We start from the raw sequence: 18,718 nt of genomic DNA on the forward strand, positions 1-18,718 counted from the left end.
AGGTACATGTGCTCCATCGCCAGCACCGGCAGCTCGACGCCGACCATGCGGCCGATCTCGCGCGCCCACAGGCCGCCGCAATTGACGACATGCTCGGCTTTCACCGTGCCTTGCTCGGTGACGACGTTCCAGGTGCCGTCGGCTTCTTGCGTCAGCTCGACGACGCGGTTGCGCAGCACGATCTCGGCGCCGAGTTTTCGCGCGGCCTTGGCGTAGGCGTGGGTCGTGCCGGAGGGGTCGAGATGGCCTTCGACGGGATCCCACATGGCGCCGACGAAATTCTTCTCGTCCATCAGCGGGAACATCGCCTTGGCTTCCGACGGCGTGATCAGCTCGGTATCCATGCCGAGATAGCGGCCCTTGGCGTGGGCGAGCCGCAGGAAATCCATGCGCTCGGGGGTATCGGCCATCATCACGCCGCCGGTCAGATGCAGCGAGCAGGACTGGCCGGAAAGCTCCTCGATCTCCTTGTAGAGCTGGACGGTATAAGCCTGCAGCTTGGCGACGTTCGGGTCGCCGTTCAGGGTGTGGAAGCCGCCCGCCGCGTGCCAGGACGAGCCGGAGGTCAGCTCCGAGCGCTCGATCAGCATGATGTCGGTCCAGCCGGCCTTGGCGAGGTGGTAGAGCACCGAGCAGCCGACGACACCGCCGCCGATGACAACCGCTTTAACATGGGATTTCATGAAGATAGGTCCGTTTTTGCAGAGACTGAATCGAGTGAGCGGGGCGTGAAAGATCAAAAATCGGTCGGCGCGCCGCCTTCGGCGCGGCGCTTCTCGACGAAGTCGTTGAGTTCCTCGCGGATGGCAGGGTCCATATAGGGCTCTTCGTATGCCGCGAGGCGCTCCTTCCACACCTTGTTGGTGCGTTCCAGCGCCGTCGGCGAGCCCGCCTCGGTCCAGGTCTCGAAATTGCGCCAGTCGGAGACGATCGGCGAGTAGAAGGCTGTCTTGTAGCGCTCCTGCGTGTGCTGGGTGCCGAAGAAATGGCCGCCCGGGCCGACCGACTGGATGGCGTCGAAGCCGAGCGCGTCTTCGGAGAGATCGAGCGGGGTGAGAAATTCGGCCACCATCTGCAGGAGGTCGATGTCGAGGATGGTCTTTTCGTAGGAGCAGCGCAGGCCGCCTTCCAGCCAGCCGGCGCCGTGCATCATCAGATTGCCGCCGCCCTGGATGGCGCCCCAGAGCGAAAAGACGCTTTCATAGGCGGCCTGAGCGTCGACCGTGTTGGCGGCGCAGGTGTTGGAGGTCCGGTAGGGGATATTGTAACGGCGGGCAAGCTGGCCGCCGGCGAGCTGCGCCTTCATGTATTCGGGCGTGCCGAAGGCCGGTGCGCCCGACTTCATGTCGACATTGGAGGTGAAGCCGCCATAGCCGACCGGCGCGCCCTTCTTCACCATCTGGGCAAAGGCGATGCCGGAGAGCGCCTCGGCATTCTGCTGCACCAGCGCGCCGGCGATGGTGACGGGCGCCATGGCGCCCGAGAGCGTGAACGGCGTGACGATCACCGCCTGGCCCATGCTGGCCATCTGGATGATGCCTTCCATCATCGGCACGTCGAGCTTGAGCGGCGAATTGGTGTTGATGATGGTGAAGACCGACGGCTCCTCCATCAGCTGCTCGCGGCTGACGCCGCGCGCGATGCGGGCGATCTCGATGCCGTCGACATTGCGTTCCTTGCCGAGCGAATAGATGTGGAAGACCTTGTCGGTCAGCGTGGCGAGGTCGCGGATGCATTCGAGATGCCGGACCGAGGGATGGATGTCGATCGGCTCGACCGGATAGCCGCCGGTGCACTGCAGGATGTTGTGCATCTGCGCCAGGCGCAGGAAATTGCGGTAGTCGACCTGGTTGCCGGGGCGGCGGCCGCGGTCGAGGTCGGAGCAGTTGGGCGCCGAGGCCATCATCGACAGGATGACGTTGTTGCCGCCGAAGCGCAGATTGTGCGCCGGGTTGCGGGCGTGCAGCGTGAACTCCGGCGGACAGTGCGCGATGAGCTCGAGGATCATGTCGCTGTCGAAGCGAACGCGCTCGCTGCCTTCGCGAACGTCGGCGCCATGCGCCTTCATGATGCGGCGGGCTTCGTCATGCAGCACGTCGACGCCGATCTCCTTCAAAACGCGCAGCGAGGCGAGGTGGATCGATTCCAGTTCGTCGTCGGACACCAGCCTGGTGGGCACCAGCGGGTTCTTAAGCTGCCGGAACGGCGGCTGCTCGAAGGCTGCCGATCCGCCGGCGCGTTTGCCAGCACGGCCGCCGCGGCGGGCGCGATCTGTTGCCAAGGCCGGTTCGGCGGGATGAAGGGCGGCGGTCATGAGAGGCCTCGTGGGGATGCGAAAGTGGTCGGCATAATGGACCGGCGGCAATGCTGCCGGTAAGGAGGCGGCGACCACTAGGGCGAGGGAAGCGACATGACGGAAGGGCAGATTGGCCCGCCGAATTGCCGCCGCCAAAGCATTCCCTGCCGGCGTTCCTGACAAGGATTGGCTGGAACATGCGCCCTTGCCGTCGGTTGGCCCTTACGGCTGTCGCGGGCAGCGGCTAAGCCTCCGTTGAATGGAGCAGGAATGATGGCTCTGGCGAAATCAGAGACCGGCGAGACGGTGCAGTGGGCCGCGATCACCGGCGTGATCGCGACCGTGTCGGTGTTCGCCATCGCGCAGGGGCTTTCTTATCCGCTGCTGAGCTTCATCCTGCAGCGTCAGGGCGTGTCGCCGGCGGTGATCGGCCTGTCGGCGGCAATGACGCCGGTCGGCTTCATCCTGTCCTCGCCACTGATCCCGGGGCTGGCGCGCCGGTTCGGAGCAGGGCGCACTGCGCTCACCTGCGCCGGGCTCTCGGCACTGGTGCTGGCGCTGATCGGCTGGACGCAGGACGTCTATTTGTGGTTCCCACTGCGCTTCCTGGTCGGCGTGGTCACCAATCCGCTTTATGTGCTCAGCGAAATCTGGGTGATCGCGCTGGCGCCGCCGTCGCGGCGCGGGCGCGTCATGGGCATCTATTCGACCATCATCTCGGCTGGGTTCGCGGCCGGACCGCTCTGCCTGCTGGCGGTCGGCACGGAGGGTTGGCCGCCTTTTCTGGTCGGCATCTTTGCTTTTCTTTTCTGCGGCGCCTGCCTGGCGGTCGTGGTGAAACGTCTGCCTAGGGTCGACGAGGCAGGTGAAAAAGTTTCTGTGCTGGGCTTCATGCCGCTCGCCTGGCTGCTCCTGTCGGCGGTCGTCGCCGCCGCCGGTTTCGAGCAGTCGGTGCTGGCGCTGCTTCCTGTCTATGGCGCCCACTTCGACATTCCCGAGACGCGCATGTCGGCGCTGCTGTCGACGATGATCGCCGGCAACATCGCCATGCAGGTGCCGCTCGGCCTGCTCGCCGAAAGACTGACGGCGCGCCTCGTGCGATTCGGCTGTGTCTCGGTGACGGTTCTTGGCTGCGCGCTCTTGCCGGCGCTCATCGAGACGCCGCTGATCTGGCCTTGCGTCTTCATCTGGGGCGCGGTTTCCTACGGGATCTACACGATGTCGATCATCGAGCTCGGCGAGCGTTTTACCGGCTCGGCGCTGGTCGCGGGCAATGCCTCCTTCTCCTTGATGTGGGGCGTCGGTGGCATCCTCGTGCCGCCGCTGACCGGCGGTGTGATGGACCTGATCGGCGCCGCAGGGCTTCCGGTGACGCTCGGCGCGATCTGCGCGGCGCTGGTTGTAGCCACCGTCATTCGCCGGCGGGTGATGTAGGGCCGGCTGGCTGAGCGCAGGCAGCGCTGCCCTTGAATGTTGGCGCGGCGAACGCGATGTAGGCAGGACCGCGAGACCCGGAGACCCGCATGACCAGCCCGATGACCCAAACCCAGCCTGAATTGCCGGTCGAGGATCCTTTCCTGTGGCTGGAGGATCGCAACGGCAAGGAAGCGCTCGACTGGGTCCATCGCCAGAATGCGACGACTGTCGCCGAACTGCAGGGCGATTCATCCTATCAGGCGGCATTCGAGACCGCGCTCGACCTGATGACGGCCGAGGACAATATCCCGGTCGGTTCGGCGCTCGCCGGTTACGTCTACAATTTTTGGCAGGACAAGACCAACGCGCTGGGCTTGTGGCGCCGCACGACAGTCGCCTCCTACAAGACCGACAAGCCGGAATGGGAAACGATTCTCGATTTCGATCAGCTCTCGGCCAAGGAAGGCGTGAAATGGGTGTTCGGCGGCGCGAGCCGGCTCTATCCCGATTTCGACCGCTGCCTGCTGTTCATGTCGCCGGACGGCGGCGACGCCAGCGAGATGCGCGAGTTCGACATTGCGACCAAATCCTTCGTCGAGGACGGGTTTCGGGCACCGGCTTCGAAGTCGGGCTTTTCCTGGCTGGACAGGGATACGGTGATCGTCTCGGCGGCTTTCGAGGACGAGGACAAAACTCAGTCAGGCTATCCGCGGGTGATCAAGCTCTGGCGGCGCGGCACGAAGCTGGAGAAGGCAACGTCGATCTTCGAGGGCGAAAAAAATCATCTCGCGGTCGGCGGCGGCGTGGAGTTCGATGGCGACAAGAAACATGTCATGCTCGGCAAGACCATCGACTTCTTCACCTCGCACAGTTTTCTGCGGATGGCTTCGGGCGAGAACCGGCGCATCCCGCTGCCCGACGACGCGACCGACACGGCGATCTTCAAGGGACAGCTCGTCTTTGGCGTCCGCAGTCCGTGGACGGCGCCGGACGGCACGCGCTGCCTGCCGGATGGGCTCTATTCCGTGGATTTCGACCGCTGGATTGAAACCGGTTTGTTCGAACCGGTCGAGACGCTGCTCAAACCGGAGCCCCGCGTTTCAATCGCAGGTCTCGCGAGGACGCAGGACCGGCTGTTCATCAACCTGATGGACAATGTGCGCGGCAAGGTCGTCGTTTGCGACCGCACCGGCAATGGCTGGTCGGTGAAGCCGGTCGACCTGCCCGACAACGGCAATGTCGGCATCAGCCATGCCGAGCATTTCGGCTCCAGCGTCTCCTTCTCCTTCACCGATTTCCTGACGCCGAGCTCGATCATTTGGTCAGACGACAATGGCGACTCGCTTCAAACCGTGAAATCGCAGCCGCCGCGCTTCGATGCATCGCCCTATGTTTCGGAGCAGTTCGAGGCGCGCTCGAAGGACGGCACGATGATCCCGTATTTCGTCGTCAGGCGGCGCGACCAGACGGGACCGGTGCCGGCTCTGCTCTATGGCTATGGCGGCTTCGAAGTGCCGCTCTTGCCCGGCTATGCCGGGATCCGCGGTAGGCTCTGGCTGGACAAGGGCAATGCCTATGTGCAGGCCAATATCCGCGGCGGCGGCGAGTTCGGCCCGGCGTGGCATCAGGCGGCGCTCAAGGGTAAGCGCCAGAAGGCGTTCGATGATTTTGCCGCGGTCGCCGAGGATGTGGTCAGGCGCGGCATCACCACGGCGGCACAACTCGGCATTCAGGGCGGCTCGAATGGCGGCCTGCTGACCGGCGTCTCGCTGACGCAGCGTCCGGAGCTGTTCGGCGCCGTCCTCATCGACGTGCCGCTGCTCGACATGCTGCGCTACACCGAACTGCCGCCCGGTGCCTCGTGGATGGCGGAATATGGCGATCCGTCAAAGCCGGAGGAGGCGGCATGGCTCGCCGCCTATTCGCCCTATCAGCGTGTGGCGACCGGTGCCGTCTATCCGCCGGTGCTGCTGATGACCTCGACCGCGGACGACCGCGTCCATCCGGGGCATGCGCGCAAGATGGCGGCGCGGCTGCAGGCCGCCGGTCACGGCAAGACGCTGTTCTTCGAAGAGACCGAAGGCGGCCATGGCGGGCGCGGCGATCGCCGGCCCCAGGCCGCGCAGACGGCGATGCGCTACGTCTTTCTGCAGCGCACGCTTGCCGGTCCAGCTTGAATTGGTGGCCGTTGGCGGCTTAATGTGCCGCCATGGTCCGCATCAGCACATCAGGCGCCTTCGGGGTCGCGGTGACGCCGTCACCGCGCACGCTGCGCGCCGAGCTTTTGCGGCTGTGCGCCCGCATCGGCTATTCGCCGCCCCGTTTCCTCTGACGAATCCGCCCCGGCCACCGCCGGATTGATTCAAGAGGAAAGACAAACCCATGACTTATCAGAACTATTCGCTGAAGCAGCTTCAGCAGATCGATGCCGCGCATCACCTCCATCCCTTCACCGACCATAAGGAACTGCGTGAAGCGGGCTCTCGCATCATCACCCACGCCAAAGGGCCGTTCATCTATGATTCCGACGGAACGGAAATCCTCGACGGCATGGCGGGCCTCTGGTGCGTCAATGTCGGCTACGGCCGCGACGAACTGGCGGAGGCCGCCTACGCCCGGATGAAGGAGCTGCCCTACTACAACTCCTTCTTCAAGTGTTCGACGCCTACACCGGTGCTGCTGTCGCAGAAGCTGGCGGAACTGGCGCCGGAGCATGTCGGTCAGGTCTTCTACGGCTCGTCCGGCTCCGAGGCCAACGACACAGCGCTGCGGCTCGTGCGCCACTATTGGGCGCTCGAAGGCAAGCCTGAGAAGAACCGGATCATCTCGCGCAAGATGGCCTATCACGGCTCGACGATCGCCGGCACCTCGCTCGGCGGCATGGAGCCCATGCACAAGCAGCTCGGCGGCGCGGTGCCGAACATCGTCCATGTGATGATGCCCTATGCCTATGAGCTCGCGCTGCCCGGCGAAAGCGACCACGATTTCGGCCTGCGCGCCGCCAAGGCCGTCGAGGACGCCATCCTCGAAGCCGGCGCCGACAAGGTCGCCGCCTTTATCGGCGAGCCGGTGATGGGTGCGGGCGGTGTGAAAATCCCGCCGATCAGCTACTGGCCGGAGGTGCAGCGCATCTGCCGCAAATACGATGTGCTCTTGATGCTCGACGAGGTGATTACCGGCTATGGCCGCACCGGCGAATGGTTCGCGGCGCAGACCTTTGACGTCCAGCCCGACACCATCACCACCGCCAAGGCGCTGACCTCCGGCTACCAGCCGCTGTCGGCGCTCCTGGTCGGCGACCGCATCAGCAGGACGCTCGTCGAAAAGGGCGGCGAGTTCTACCACGGCTACACCTATTCCGGTCACCCGGTCGCGTGCGCGGTGGCCCTGAAGAACCTCGAGATCATTGAACGGGAAGGTCTGGTCGAGCGCGTCAGGACCGACACCGGTCCCTATTTCGCGCAGGCGCTGCAGGAGCGCATCGCCGGCCACAGGCTGGTCGGCGAGGTGCGCTCGATCGGTCTTATGGGTGCGATAGAGATCGTCAAGGACAAGGCGACCAAGGAACGATACCTGCCGTCGGGAAGTGCGGCGGTCGTCGTGCGCGATCACGCGATCTCGCAGGGCATGATGCTGCGCGCCACCGGCGACACGATGATACTGTCGCCGCCGCTGATCTGGACGCGCGACACCATCGACATGGCCTGCGAGCGCATCGCCAAGGCGCTCGACCTTGCGGAGGCGGATTTGCGGAAGCGCTGAGAAAACACAGCCGGGCGCCCTTGCTGGAGGGTGCCCGGCGACCCGAATCTGCAGCGAAGCCTTGCCCAGACGCAAAAACCGCGTCCCAGAAGGGAACGCGGCTTTGCCAGATACGCATGGCGTTTCGCTACTCGAGACCTGCGAAACTTACGGGCTCCGGTACGCGAGACCTGATCCGGAGCGCCGGGCGGTTGCGATGTCCGCCTCGCAGTCCGTTTTAAAGGCACATCGTTACCGGTGAGTTAGCGAGACCTTAAGCAAATCTAAATTTGCCGGATTTCTGTCGAAAAATTTGGCTAATAACCCTTTGCAAGCAGCTGCTTAGGTTTGATCGCCGCGCAGGAAATTTATGATGCCGGAAAAGTCGGCGCCTGCGTTGCCCTGCGCATTGAACAGCGCGTAGAGCTGCGTCGCCTCGGCGCCCAGAGGCGTCACGGCGCCGGCGCTTTGCGCGGCTTCCTGCGACAATTTCAGGTCCTTGAGCATGAGGGCGGCAGCAAAACCCGGCCTGTAGTCGCGGTTGGCGGGCGACGCCGGAACAGGGCCGGGCACCGGGCAGTAAGTGGTCAGTGACCAGCACTGGCCGGAGGAGGTGGAGGCGACGTCGAACAGCGCCTGGTGCGACAGGCCGAGTTTCTCGGCGAGCACAAAGGCTTCGGCGACGCCGATCATCGAAATGCCGAGAATCATGTTGTTGCAGATCTTGGCGGCCTGGCCGGCGCCGTCACCGCCGCAATGAACGATGCGGCCGGCCATCGGCTTCAGGATCGGCTCGGCTGAGGCGAATGCTGCGTCCGACCCGCCGGCCATGAAAGTGAGCGTGCCGGCGGTCGCGCCGCCGGTGCCGCCGGACACAGGCGCGTCGATCGAAGGCAAGCCGTGCCTGGCGGCAATGGCGTGAGCCTTGCGTGCCGATTCGACATCGATGGTCGAGGAATCGATCAGCAAGGCGCCTTTCTTCGCCTTGGGCGCGATGTCCTCGTAGACCGACAGCACATGCTTGCCGGCGGGAAGCATGGTGATCACCACGTCGGCGTCCTTCACCGCGGCGACGGCATTGGCCATGACGGTGACGCCATGCTCTTTTGCGATCGTGAGGTTCTCCGGCACGAGGTCGAAGCCTTGCACCGCAAACCCCGCCTTTACGAGGTTGGCAGCCATTGGGTTGCCCATATTGCCAAGGCCGATGAAGGCGATCGTTGCCATCGTTGTCTCCCGAAATTTGCTGCTTCAGCGGCCGATCAGCGTTCGCGCGATGATGACACGCATGATCTCGTTGGTGCCTTCGAGGATCTGGTGGACGCGCAGATCACGCACCAGCTTCTCGATGCCGTAATCGTGCAGATAGCCGTAGCCGCCATGCAACTGCAGCGCCTCGTTGGCGACGTCGAAGCCGATGTCGGTGACGAAGCGCTTGGCCATCGCCGACCATTTGCCGGCATCCGACGCCTTGAGATCGAGCTTCGAGGCGGCGGCATAGAGGAAGATGCGGGCCGCCTGCAGCTCCGTCTCCATGTCGGCCAGCCTGAACTGCAGGGCTTGGAACTGGTTGATCTTCGATCCGAAGGCCTTGCGCTCGCTCGTGTAGGCGAGCGCCTTGTCGAGCGCCGACTGCGCGCCGCCCAGCGAGCAGGCGGCGATGTTGAGCCGGCCGCCGTCGAGCCCGGCCATGGCGATGCCGAAGCCCGCGCCTTCGGTGGCAAGCAGGTTCTCGACCGGCACCTTGCAATCCTCGAAGATGACCTGGCGGGTCGACTGCATATGCCAACCCATCTTATGCTCATTGGCGCCGAAGGAGAGGCCGGGCGCATCCTTGGGCACCACCAGGGTCGAAATGCCTTTGGGCCCGTCGCCGCCGGTGCGCGCCATGACGACATAGAGGTCGCTGTCGCCAGCCCCCGAGATGAACTGCTTGGCGCCGTTCAAGATATAGTCGCCGCCGCTCCTCACCGCTCTCGTCTTCAAGGCGGCGGCATCCGAGCCGGAGCCGGGCTCGGTCAGGCAATAGCTCGCCAGCCATTCCATCGTGGTCAGCTTCGGCAGGAAGCGCCGGCGCTGCTCGTCGCTGCCGAAGCGGTCAATCATCGAGGCCGCCATATTGTGGATGGAGATGAAGGAGGAGAAGGCCGGATCGGCATGCGCCAGCGCCTCGAAGATCAGCACCGCATCGAGCCGACCGAGCGCCGAGCCGCCGACATCGTCGCGGACATAGATGCCGCCCAGGCCGAGCGGCCCTGTCTCGCGGATCACGTCGGCCGGAAAGTGCTTTGCCCGGTCCCAGTCGAGCGCGTTCGGCGCGACCCGATCGGCCGCGAAGGCCTCAGCCATCTCCTTTATGGCGCGCTGTTGCTCGGTGAGTTCGAATTGGCCAGTGCCCGCATCGACTGCCGCGTCCATGGCGTGCTCCCTGTCGTTTCAGGCCTTGTGGCCTGTCGTTTTTGGCTTTGCGCAGCGATCAATCTAGACCAATGATGCCGCCGCGCAACCCAGCCCGCCGCGGACCGGCTGTGCATGGATTGATCAACGGAGTCTTGCGTGCCGACAATTTTCGATCAGCTGCTGGACCGGTTCCACTTCTATCTCGCCGGCATCGACAGCGATCTGGTTGCGGACGCCGTCGCGCGCATCGATTGGCACATGCCCTCTCGTTCGCGCGAACCACGTGCGCTTCGTTGCCTTCGCCATCTCGATCGGATTGCGGAGCTTGCGCCGCGGGACGCCGGGCCGCTGACGCGGTTCATCGCGGACCATCGCAACGAGCTGTGCTGGGGGCAGACTTATACCGCTGCCGATTTCGGACAGCTCTTCATCGACAATTACGGCTGGCTGGAGGTGTTCGGCACGCGGGGGCATTTCGTCAATGACGAGGTCGCCGGCGGCCTGCTGATCCTCGGGCCCGACAGTGTCTACCCAGACCATCACCACACCGCCGAGGAGATCTACATTCCGCTGACCGGCGGCACCGAGTGGCGCATGGGCGAGGCCGGCTTTCGGGTTCGAGCGGCGGGCGAAATCATCCACCATGCGTCCAACGTCAATCACGCCATGCGTACCGGCAAGGAGCCATTGATGGCGCTCTATATCTGGCGAGGTGGACCGCTCGCGCAGAAATCGATCATCGGCTCGGAGGGCAGGGGCTGATGGCGAGGGCGATCATGCTGCAAGGCACTGGCTCGGATGTCGGCAAGACGGTGCTGGTGGCGGGGCTCTGCCGGGCAGCAAAAAAACGCGGACTGAAGGTCAGGCCGTTCAAGCCGCAGAACATGTCCAACAACGCCGCCGTCGCCGACATCCCCGGCAACAACAAGACCGGCGGCGGCGAGATCGGCCGCGGGCAGTGGCTGCAGGCGCTGGCCTGCGGGGTGAGGCCGACCGTGCACATGAACCCGGTGCTGCTCAAGCCGCAAAGCGACATCGGCTCGCAAGTGGTGGTGCAGGGCAAGGTTTTTGGCGAGGCGCGGGCGCGCGACTATCAGGCGATGAAGGCAAGGCTGATGGATGCGGTGCTCGATTCCTGGGCGAAGGTCGGCGAGGACGCCGACCTCGTCATCGTCGAGGGCGCCGGCTCGCCGGCCGAGATCAACCTTAGAAGCCGCGACATCGCCAATATGGGCTTTGCCACGCGTACCAACGTCCCGGTGGTGCTTATCGGCGACATCGACCGCGGCGGCGTCATTGCTTCCGTCGCCGGCACGCATCTGATCCTGCCGGAGGAAGACCGGCGCATGATCGCTGGCTATCTCATCAACAAGTTCCGCGGCGATGTCTCGCTATTCGACGATGGGGTCAGTGCCATCGGCAAGTTTACCGGCTGGCGCTGTTTCGGCGTCGTGCCCTGGCTGAAGTCCGCGGCAAGGCTGCCGTCCGAAGATTCGGTTGTGCTCGAGCGCCTTGCCTCGGGCGAAAGGCGGGCACTGAAGGTGGCGGTGCCGATGCTGGCGCGGATCGCCAATTTCGACGATCTCGATCCGCTCAAGGCCGAGCCGCAGGTCGAGGTGGTGTTCGTGCCGCCGGGAAAGCCGCTGCCGGAAGATGCCGGGCTGGTGGTCATTCCGGGCTCGAAATCGACCATCGGCGATCTGATAAAATTCCGCGAGAATGGCTGGGATCGCGACCTTGCCGCGCACCGCAAACGCGGCGGCCATGTCGTCGGCATCTGCGGCGGATATCAGATGATCGGCCGCAAGGTTCGCGACCCCAATGGCATCGAAGGCAGCGTCATCGAGACGGAGGGCCTTGGCCTGCTCGACATCGAGACGGTGATGGAACCGGAAAAAACGGTGCGCAACTCGAGCGCTCATTCGGTGCAGTTCGGCCTGCCGCTCGAAGGCTACGAGATCCATCTCGGCCGCACCACCGGCCCGGACACGGCGCGGCCTTCGGCGATCATCAACGGCTTCGAGGACGGCGCGGTCTCCGCCGATGGCAAGGTTATCGGCACCTATCTGCATGGGCTGTTTGCAGCGGACGCTTTTCGCGCGGCCTACCTTGCGAGCCTCGGGGTCAAGGATGGGGGCATCGACTATCGCGCCGAGGTCGAGAAGGCGCTGGACGAGGTCGCGGCCGAGCTGGAGAAGCATCTCGACTGCGATGCGCTTTTCGGGCTGGCGCGGTAGGTCCTCCCGTCGATGCGCATACGCTTGCCATTAGCGAAAGCTTCCGTCGCATCGTCATCCTCGGGTCTTCGCGTCCGCTTCGCTCCCGCTCCGCCCGTGGATGACGAAGTTCAGGCGTTTTCGCCAGCCGCAAATGCCGGCGCGGATAGCAACTACGCCTTCTCGCCCGCCTTCGGCCAGTAGGTGCCGAAGGACCAGACATTGCCTTCGGGGTCGAGGCAGATGAACTCGCGACTGCCATAGTCGCGGTCGACCAGTTCCTGGGTGATCCTGGCGCCGGCCTTCTTCGCCTTGGCATAGGCGGCATCGGCGTCATCGACGGCGATGTAGATGGACTTGCCGCCGCCACCGCCGGGCTCGCCGACCATCTTGCCGTAATCGTCGTCGCGCGCGGTGCCCAGCATGATCATCGAGGACCCAAAGGTCAGTTCCGCGTGGTGAACGATGTCGCCATCGCCATAACGGGAGCGCAGTTCGAAGCCGAAGGCCTCGCTGAGCCAGTCGATCATCGTAGCGGCGTTCCTGTATCGCAGGGCTGGATAGAGACGGGGTGCTTCGTTTGTTGTTGGCATGACAATATCCCTGTGGCGGTTGAATGAATGCCAGTCTGTGCGAAGGCGGTTTCCACGTCTTGAAGAAATGTTACCTCGCCTGAGGCTTAGATCAGTGCGGCGAGCCCGGACGGCGTTTCGCCGGCAAGCTGACGGAATTCGCGCACCAGATGCGCCTGGTCGGCGTAGCCGCAATCGGCGGCAATGCCGGCCCAGTTGTCGTCCTGCCGCTTCGACAGCGACAGCGCGCGGTTGAAGCGCAGGATGCGTGACAATGTCTTCGGGCCGATGCCGATCGCGTCGGTGAATTTCGCCGCCAGATGCTTGCGGCTCCAGCCGATCTCGCTGGCGAGCGCCGAAATGCGGGTGCGGCCGCCCGATGCGATGACCGTCCGGTAGGCCCAGGCGATTTCGGGCGAAAGCGCATGCGCGTCCGCGAGGCGGCCTGCGATGAAACCCTCGGCAATGTCGAAGCGCTTGTCCCAATCCGACGCTTCGCCGAGTTGTTCGCGCAGCGCGATGCCATCAAAGCCCATCGCATCGTCCAACCCGACCAAGCGGTCTCGCAACTCACTCATCGGCAGGCCGAAGAATTGCCTGGCGCCGAGCGGCGTGAAATTGACCTGGACACAGCAGGCGGCGCCGAAGGATTCGATCATGACCGGGCCGGCATAGAGACCGGCGGCGAAGCTGGCATAGCGATCGTTGTCGCCCGGGCTGCGGCCGAGCCCGATGGCGAAGGCTCCGGCGAAGCTGATCACCAGCGGTACGGTCAGCGAGGCATATTCGACCATGCGGAAATGGCCTGGCCGTATTTCCCGGTAGCCGCAGATATCCGTGACGATGCCTGCGAGAGAAGCGGCGGGTTTGCGCCGCACCATCTCGAAATGGAGGGCGGGAGAGCGAGTATCCTGCCGATGGCGCTCCGTCTCGTCGGACATGCCGCGAGCCTAGCAGAACACGCTCGCAAAAATCAAAAGCGCCCGGCAAGGCCGGGCGCCCCGAGTTGCCTGAGATTGGTGTTGGCGGTTAACGCAATTCCGGACGGAAAACCGCTGCACACTTTTCCTGGAATTGCGTCAAGCGCCGCGCATCAGACAGCCGCCGGCGAGCACGACATAGGCGATGAGCATGATCCACACCGACGCGAGAGGAATGAACGCAAGAAGGCCGAGAGCGGCGAGAAGGCCAATGACGGCGATGACCAACGAAATAATGAACACGATCTGCGTGGGCGCACTAAGATTCATGTCTGGTCCCTCCAACATGATTCGCAACACCCGAATTCTACCAGCAGGACAGTCACACACCAATGAGTTGGCGTAGGGGATTGGCCGGGTCGGCAAGCAGCTTCACCGCCAGCGCTACACACACGATCACCAGCAGCGGCTTGATCAGTCTTGCGCCGATTTTGATGGCGAGGCCTGCGCCGAGGCGGGCGCCCAGAAACTGGGCGACACCCATCATCAGACCGATCTTCCAGTCGATGAGGCCGACGGCGGCGAAGACGACGAAGCCGCCGATGTTGGAGGCGAAATTGAGCAGCTTGGTGTGCGCGGTCGCCTTGAGCAGACCATAGCCGGCAAGGCTGACGAAGGCGAGCATAAGGAACGAGCCCGTGCCTGGGCCGAACAGACCGTCGTACAAGCCGATGGCAGGCACAATCGTTAGGCCGAAGAGGAGCGGCGACAGACGTTCTGCGCGGTCAACGTCGTTCATGTTGGGTTTGAACGCGAAGTAGAGAGCGATCGCGATCAGGAGAACCGGCAAAAGGGCACGCAGGAAGTCGCCGGGCACGATCGTCGCCAGCAGGGCGCCGATGGCGCCGCCAACAAGGGCCAGCAGCGCGGGAGGCAGTTGTCGGCGCAGATCGACCTGGCCATTGGCGGCATAATGGATCGTGGCCGAGCCGGACCCGAACATGCCCTGCAGCTTGTTGGTGCCGAGCGCTGCCACCGGAGAGAAGCCCGCCAGGAGCAGCGCCGGGATGGTGATCAGGCCGCCACCGCCGGCGATCGAGTCGACAAAGCCCGCCGCGAAAGCGGCTGCGGTGAGCATGAAGACAGTCTGCAAGGTAAGGTCGATCATCGGGCTGTGGGTCAAGGCGGGGGACGGCTGCTTCCATCATGCTTAGACAGTTTGCGCAAGACCGATTCCACGCTAACAATTTCAACGGAATCGCAAAGGGAGGCTTACGGCGATGGCGCTGCTCGACCAGATACGCTCGATCTTCGACGGCGACCCGGGCGTGCGCAAGGTAGCGGACGATCCGGTGCTGTCGGCCGAGCTTCTGATGCTGTTCCGGATGATCCTGGCCGACGGCGCGGTGTCGGAGAGCGAGATGGTCGCCTTCCGGCACATCTGCAAGGAAGCCTTTGGCATTCCCGAAGCCTCGATCGACAGCGTCGTCGAATATCTCAACGACTACGGCTACGAGACCAACGGCTCACAAGCGATCGCGCTGTTCCGCGACCTCGATGTCGAGCGGCGAAAGCTGCTTGCGCGCCACATGGCCGAGATCGCGAAGGCGGATTCCAAGCTTGCCGAGAGCGAGGTGAAGCTGCTGCGTCGCACGCTCGACCTGCTCGACATCAGCCCGGTGGATTTGGTCAAACCGGAGGGCTGAGCGCGGGCTCGCCGCTTACCCTTGTTCCTGCATGCGTCGCGCTATCGCACGGTGAAGGTCCGGCGCCGCCGCGACCAGCGCCTGCGCGGCTTCCGAGCGCGGGCTGTCGAGCACATCGGCCGTCCTGCCGCGCTCGACTATCTTGCCCTCATGCATGACCAGCACCTCGTCCGACATGGCGCGGGCAACCGTCAGGTCATGGGTGATGAACAGATAGGCGATGCCGAGCTTCTGGTTAAGCTCGGCGAAGAGGTCGAGGATCTGGGCGCGGATCGACACATCCAGCGCCGAGACCGGCTCGTCGGCGACGACCAGTTTCGGGCGGGTGATGATGGCGCGGGCGATCGACAGGCGCTGGCGCTGGCCGCCCGAGAATTCATGCGGGTATTTGTCCATGTCGCGCGGGCCGAGTCCGACCTCATGCAGCGCATGCGCGACCATCTCGCGCCGCTCGGCTTTCGACGGCTGAGTCTCCAGGAGATGCAACGGCTCGGCGACCAGCTTCTCGACCTTCTGGCGTGGATCGAAGGAGCCGTAAGGGTCCTGGAAGACCACCTGCATGTCGCGCCTGGCCGGCTTCAGCTCGGCCTCTGACTTGCCGGTGATGGTCTCGCCGCGAAAGCGGATTGAGCCCGCCGTCGACTTGTCCAATGCCAGGATCATGCGGGCGAGCGTGGATTTGCCGCAGCCGGAACGGCCAACGAGGGCTACCGACTGGGCCGGCTCGATGGTTAGCGATACATCGTCGACGGCGCGGATCGGCTCTGCCGCCCGGAACAGGGATTTGCGCCGACCCGGATAGTCGCGGCTCAGGCCTTCGACTTCGAGCAGCGGCTTTGCCGAACCGGCAAGGTGTTTTTTGGGCCGCGCCGGCACATGCATGGAAGCCAGCGCCAGCTCGCGCGTGTAGGGGTGGTGTTGTGCCGACAGCGTGCGCGCGGTGTCGCCGGCTTCCATCACTTCGCCATGGCGCAGGATGGTCAGACGGTCGGCCATCTCGGTCACCACCGCGAGATCGTGCGAGATGAGCAGCAGGCCCATGCGGTTTTCGCTGACGAGGTCGCGGAGCAGGTCGAGGATCTGCGCCTGCAGCACCACATCGAGCGCCGTGGTCGGCTCGTCGGCGATCAGCAGTTTTGGCTTCAGCGCGCAGGCGATGGCGATGACGACGCGCTGGCGCTGTCCGCCGGAGAGCTCATGCGGGTAGCGCGACAGCGGGAACTTGGCTTCCGGCAGGCCGACACGGTCGAGCATTTTTCGCGCTCGATCCTCGGCCTCGGCGCGGCCCGCCCTGGTGTGCCAGCGAATGCCCTCGGCCACCTGCTCGCCGATGGTCTTGACTGGATTGAGCGCCGTCATCGGCTCCTGGAAAACCATGCCGATGTCGTCGCCGCGCAGCGCACACATCTGGTCCTCGCTCGCTGCAAGGAGGTCGATGCCGTCGAAAGTGACGCGTCCGCTGGCTTGAGCTAGATGCGGCAGCAGGCTCATGATCGTCAGCGCCGTCATCGATTTGCCGGAACCGGATTCGCCGACCAGGCCGACCACCTCGCCAGGCGCAATCGCAAGCTCGACCTGCTTCAGGATCGGCGTTCCGCCGATGACAAGCGACAGGTTCTCGATCTGGAGCAGGCTCATCGCCGCCGCCGCGATTTCGGATCGAGGATGTCGGCGATGCCGTCGCCGAGCAGGTTGAGCCCAAGCACGGTCACGATGATCGCCATGCCGGGAAAGATCGCCATCCACGGCGCCGTCACCATCCGCGTCTGCGCGTCGAACAGCATGCGGCCCCAGCTCGGCATTGGCGGCTGCGCGCCCAGTCCCACATAGGAAAGCCCCGCTTCGGCGAGGATGCCCAGCGCAAACTGGATCGTGCCCTGTACCAGCAGCAGTGTCGCGATGTTGGGCAGGATGTGCTCGATAGAAATCTGCGTCATGCCCTTGCCGGCAGCCCGTGCGGCGAGGATGAATTCGCGCGGCCAGATCGCCAAGGCGCCGGCGCGGGCCACGCGCGCAAAGACCGGGATGTTGAATATGCCGATGGCGATGATGGCGTTGACGGCGCCCGGGCCGAAAATGGCCGTGATCATGATCGCCGACAGCAGCGCCGGGAAGGCGAAGACGAGATCGTTGATGCGCATCAGCGCCTCGTCCGCAAGGCCGCCCCGCGCCGCCGCGAAGGCGCCGAGCGGCACGCCGATGCCCATGCCGATACCGACCGCCACCAGCGCCACCGCGATCGAGTTGCGTGCGCCGACCATGATCATCGAAAGGATGTCGCGACCGAAATGGTCGGTGCCGAACCAATGCGTCCACAAGGGCGCCTGCGTCTTGTCTGCGATCACCAGCTTGGTGACGTCGTAGGGCGTCCATACAAAGGAGAGCAGCGCAATCGCGGCCACCAGCAGCGTGATGGCGAAGCCGATCAGAAAAGAGCGGTTGCCGAAGGCTTTGGCCAGAACCCCGGCAAGCGTTTCCTCGGGCAGGTCGACGCGCACCGTCATTGCCGGCCCCTGAGCCGCGGATCGACAACGGCGTAGGAGAAGTCGACCAGCAGATTGACGGCGATCACGGCGGCGACCAGCAGCATGACGACGCTCTCGACGACGATCAGGTCGCGCTGGGTGATGGCCTGGAACACCAGCCGTCCAAGCCCCGGCAGATAGAAGACATTCTCGATGATAATGGTGCCGGCAAGCAGGAACGCGAATTGCAGGCCGAGAATGGTGAGCACCGGGATCATGCCGTTGCGCAGCGCGTGGCGCCAGAGCACGGCGCGGTAGGGCAGACCCTTGGCGCGGGCGGTGCGGATATAGTCTTCGTTGAGCACCTCGATCAGCGCCGAGCGGGCGACGCGCGCCAGGATCGCCGCCTGCGGCAGCGCCAGCGCCACCGCCGGCAGCAGCAGCGATTTTACCGCCGGCCAGATCCCGGCGCCCCAGCCAGGAAACCCACCCGCCGGCACCAGCCGCAGCCAGACGGCGAAGAGATAGATCAGCATCAGCGCGAACCAGAAATTCGGCACGGCAACGCCGAGTTGGGCAGCACCCATGGCGACTGTGTCGCCGGCCCGGCCCTGGCGGCCGGCGGAAAACACCCCGACCGGAATGGCTATGACGGTCGACAGCGCCAGCGCGATTAGCGCCAGCGGCAGAGAAACGACGACGCGCTCACCCACGAGGTCGATGACGGGAACCGAATAGGTGTAGGAGCGACCGAAATCGAGGCTGAGCAACCCGCCCGCCCAGTGCAGGTAGCGCAGGACAAGCGGCGCGTTCAGGCCCATCTGGTTGCGCAACAGCTCGACCTGGTCGGCGCTGGCGTTGAAGCCCAGCATCAGGCGCGCCGGGTCGCCAGGCAGGATTTCCATGACCGCAAACACCACCATCGAGGCCAGCACCAGCGTGATGGCCGCGATGATGAGGCGCTTGAGGAGATAGGTGGGCATGGG

General features: G+C 64.5%; 18 protein-coding genes. 7 read left to right on the forward strand and 11 right to left on the reverse strand.

Features of this window, described 5'->3' with window-relative positions; all coding sequences use genetic code 11:
- Together EOA32_RS03610 and EOA32_RS03615 are read right to left on the reverse strand one after the other, a co-directional pair.
- A partial coding sequence (locus EOA32_RS03610) for an FAD-binding oxidoreductase (protein ID WP_145971271.1) occupies nt 1–683 on the reverse strand: 683 nt, incomplete at its 3' end.
- Between the two features lie 53 nt (nt 684–736).
- Entirely contained in the window at nt 737–2,314 is a 1,578-nt protein-coding gene (locus EOA32_RS03615; RefSeq protein ID WP_128370906.1) for a trimethylamine methyltransferase family protein, read from the reverse strand.
- A gap of 255 nt (nt 2,315–2,569) precedes the next feature.
- Between EOA32_RS03615 and EOA32_RS03620 the strand changes: the two genes are divergently transcribed.
- The 4 genes from EOA32_RS03620 to EOA32_RS03635 all read left to right on the forward strand — a co-directional run bounded on the left by EOA32_RS03620 (nt 2,570) and on the right by EOA32_RS03635 (nt 7,474).
- Nucleotides 2,570–3,730, forward strand: a complete 1,161-nt coding sequence (locus EOA32_RS03620) for an MFS transporter (protein ID WP_128370907.1) — start codon at nt 2,570–2,572, stop codon at nt 3,728–3,730.
- 89 nt (nt 3,731–3,819) lie between these two features.
- Nucleotides 3,820–5,889, forward strand: a complete 2,070-nt coding sequence (locus EOA32_RS03625) for a prolyl oligopeptidase family protein (RefSeq protein ID WP_128370908.1) — start codon at nt 3,820–3,822, stop codon at nt 5,887–5,889.
- 32 nt (nt 5,890–5,921) lie between these two features.
- A complete protein-coding gene (locus EOA32_RS03630; RefSeq protein ID WP_066999731.1) occupies nt 5,922–6,044 on the forward strand; it encodes a capsid protein in 123 nt (40 codons plus the stop codon).
- A gap of 50 nt (nt 6,045–6,094) precedes the next feature.
- Nucleotides 6,095–7,474 (forward strand): aspartate aminotransferase family protein, encoded by a 1,380-nt coding sequence (locus tag EOA32_RS03635; protein ID WP_128370909.1) that lies wholly within the window; start codon nt 6,095–6,097, stop codon nt 7,472–7,474.
- Nucleotides 7,475–7,795: 321 nt separating this feature from the next.
- Here the strand turns inward: EOA32_RS03635 and mmsB are convergent, their stop codons facing one another.
- Nucleotides 7,796–8,680 carry a 3-hydroxyisobutyrate dehydrogenase gene (gene mmsB, locus EOA32_RS03640; RefSeq protein WP_128370910.1) on the reverse strand — a complete coding sequence of 295 codons (885 nt, stop codon included), beginning with the start codon at nt 8,678–8,680 and terminating at the stop codon, nt 7,796–7,798.
- 24 nt (nt 8,681–8,704) lie between these two features.
- Nucleotides 8,705–9,871, reverse strand: coding sequence for an isobutyryl-CoA dehydrogenase (locus EOA32_RS03645; RefSeq protein WP_066999748.1), 1,167 nt, complete (start codon nt 9,869–9,871; stop codon nt 8,705–8,707).
- Nucleotides 9,872–10,009: 138 nt separating this feature from the next.
- On the opposite strand from EOA32_RS03645, the gene EOA32_RS03650 reads away from it, so the two are divergent.
- Both EOA32_RS03650 and EOA32_RS03655 read left to right on the forward strand, forming a co-directional pair.
- Nucleotides 10,010–10,615, forward strand: coding sequence for a dimethylsulfonioproprionate lyase family protein (locus tag EOA32_RS03650; RefSeq protein WP_066999751.1), 606 nt, complete (start codon nt 10,010–10,012; stop codon nt 10,613–10,615).
- Nucleotides 10,615–12,090, forward strand: a complete 1,476-nt coding sequence (locus tag EOA32_RS03655) for a cobyric acid synthase (RefSeq protein ID WP_095778482.1) — start codon at nt 10,615–10,617, stop codon at nt 12,088–12,090. The genes EOA32_RS03650 and EOA32_RS03655 overlap by 1 nt, the downstream gene beginning before the upstream one ends.
- 152 nt (nt 12,091–12,242) lie before the next feature.
- Here the strand turns inward: EOA32_RS03655 and EOA32_RS03660 are convergent, their stop codons facing one another.
- The 4 genes from EOA32_RS03660 to EOA32_RS03675 all read right to left on the reverse strand — a co-directional run bounded on the left by EOA32_RS03660 (nt 12,243) and on the right by EOA32_RS03675 (nt 14,729).
- Nucleotides 12,243–12,662: a VOC family protein gene (locus tag EOA32_RS03660; RefSeq protein ID WP_066999758.1), complete on the reverse strand. Its 420-nt coding sequence runs from the start codon at nt 12,660–12,662 to the stop codon at nt 12,243–12,245.
- Between the two features lie 86 nt (nt 12,663–12,748).
- On the reverse strand, nt 12,749–13,582 hold the full coding sequence (locus EOA32_RS03665; RefSeq protein WP_066999761.1) for a helix-turn-helix domain-containing protein: 834 nt from the start codon (nt 13,580–13,582) through the stop codon (nt 12,749–12,751).
- 138 nt (nt 13,583–13,720) lie between these two features.
- Nucleotides 13,721–13,891, reverse strand: a complete 171-nt coding sequence (locus EOA32_RS03670) for a hypothetical protein (RefSeq protein WP_082980616.1) — start codon at nt 13,889–13,891, stop codon at nt 13,721–13,723.
- 52 nt (nt 13,892–13,943) lie between these two features.
- Nucleotides 13,944–14,729, reverse strand: a complete 786-nt coding sequence (locus EOA32_RS03675) for a TSUP family transporter (protein ID WP_128370931.1) — start codon at nt 14,727–14,729, stop codon at nt 13,944–13,946.
- Nucleotides 14,730–14,841: 112 nt separating this feature from the next.
- On the opposite strand from EOA32_RS03675, the gene EOA32_RS03680 reads away from it, so the two are divergent.
- Complete coding sequence (locus EOA32_RS03680) at nt 14,842–15,267, forward strand: TerB family tellurite resistance protein (protein ID WP_066999766.1); 426 nt, start codon at nt 14,842–14,844, stop codon at nt 15,265–15,267.
- 15 nt (nt 15,268–15,282) lie between these two features.
- On the opposite strand, the gene EOA32_RS03685 is transcribed toward EOA32_RS03680, so the two are convergent.
- Genes EOA32_RS03685 through EOA32_RS03695 form a run of 3 tightly spaced genes read right to left on the reverse strand, consistent with a single transcriptional unit; the run spans nt 15,283 to nt 18,715 of the window.
- Nucleotides 15,283–16,905, reverse strand: coding sequence for a dipeptide ABC transporter ATP-binding protein (locus tag EOA32_RS03685; RefSeq protein ID WP_128370911.1), 1,623 nt, complete (start codon nt 16,903–16,905; stop codon nt 15,283–15,285).
- The gene (locus EOA32_RS03690; RefSeq protein WP_128370912.1) at nt 16,902–17,771 is read right to left on the reverse strand and encodes an ABC transporter permease; all 870 of its coding nucleotides are present in this window, start codon (nt 17,769–17,771) and stop codon (nt 16,902–16,904) included. The genes EOA32_RS03685 and EOA32_RS03690 overlap by 4 nt, the downstream gene beginning before the upstream one ends.
- Complete coding sequence (locus tag EOA32_RS03695; protein WP_128370913.1) at nt 17,768–18,715, reverse strand: ABC transporter permease; 948 nt, start codon at nt 18,713–18,715, stop codon at nt 17,768–17,770. Before EOA32_RS03695 ends, EOA32_RS03690 begins: the two co-directional genes overlap by 4 nt.
- Nucleotides 18,716–18,718 lie beyond the last annotated feature (3 nt).

It is taken from the genome of Mesorhizobium sp. M1A.F.Ca.ET.072.01.1.1 (assembly GCF_004023325.1).
In the GTDB taxonomy this organism is placed as follows: Bacteria; Pseudomonadota; Alphaproteobacteria; order Rhizobiales; family Rhizobiaceae; genus Mesorhizobium.

What these genes read in the sequence shown, in the direction of transcription:
- EOA32_RS03615 (WP_128370906.1), bottom strand. Translation starts at nt 2,314, where the DNA reads ATGACCGCCGCCCTTCATCCCGCCGAACCGGCCTTGGCAACAGATCGC.
- EOA32_RS03695 (WP_128370913.1), bottom strand. Translation starts at nt 18,715, where the DNA reads ATGCCCACCTATCTCCTCAAGCGCCTCATCATCGCGGCCATCACGCTG.
- EOA32_RS03620 (WP_128370907.1), top strand. Translation starts at nt 2,570, where the DNA reads ATGGCTCTGGCGAAATCAGAGACCGGCGAGACGGTGCAGTGGGCCGCG.
- EOA32_RS03675 (WP_128370931.1), bottom strand. Translation starts at nt 14,729, where the DNA reads ATGATCGACCTTACCTTGCAGACTGTCTTCATGCTCACCGCAGCCGCT.
- EOA32_RS03670 (WP_082980616.1), bottom strand. Translation starts at nt 13,891, where the DNA reads ATGAATCTTAGTGCGCCCACGCAGATCGTGTTCATTATTTCGTTGGTC.
- EOA32_RS03630 (WP_066999731.1), top strand. Translation starts at nt 5,922, where the DNA reads ATGGTCCGCATCAGCACATCAGGCGCCTTCGGGGTCGCGGTGACGCCG.
- EOA32_RS03625 (WP_128370908.1), top strand. Translation starts at nt 3,820, where the DNA reads ATGACCAGCCCGATGACCCAAACCCAGCCTGAATTGCCGGTCGAGGAT.
- EOA32_RS03645 (WP_066999748.1), bottom strand. Translation starts at nt 9,871, where the DNA reads ATGGACGCGGCAGTCGATGCGGGCACTGGCCAATTCGAACTCACCGAG.
- EOA32_RS03655 (WP_095778482.1), top strand. Translation starts at nt 10,615, where the DNA reads ATGGCGAGGGCGATCATGCTGCAAGGCACTGGCTCGGATGTCGGCAAG.
- EOA32_RS03635 (WP_128370909.1), top strand. Translation starts at nt 6,095, where the DNA reads ATGACTTATCAGAACTATTCGCTGAAGCAGCTTCAGCAGATCGATGCC.
- EOA32_RS03660 (WP_066999758.1), bottom strand. Translation starts at nt 12,662, where the DNA reads ATGCCAACAACAAACGAAGCACCCCGTCTCTATCCAGCCCTGCGATAC.
- EOA32_RS03690 (WP_128370912.1), bottom strand. Translation starts at nt 17,771, where the DNA reads ATGACGGTGCGCGTCGACCTGCCCGAGGAAACGCTTGCCGGGGTTCTG.
- EOA32_RS03680 (WP_066999766.1), top strand. Translation starts at nt 14,842, where the DNA reads ATGGCGCTGCTCGACCAGATACGCTCGATCTTCGACGGCGACCCGGGC.
- EOA32_RS03685 (WP_128370911.1), bottom strand. Translation starts at nt 16,905, where the DNA reads ATGAGCCTGCTCCAGATCGAGAACCTGTCGCTTGTCATCGGCGGAACG.
- EOA32_RS03665 (WP_066999761.1), bottom strand. Translation starts at nt 13,582, where the DNA reads ATGTCCGACGAGACGGAGCGCCATCGGCAGGATACTCGCTCTCCCGCC.
- mmsB (WP_128370910.1), bottom strand. Translation starts at nt 8,680, where the DNA reads ATGGCAACGATCGCCTTCATCGGCCTTGGCAATATGGGCAACCCAATG.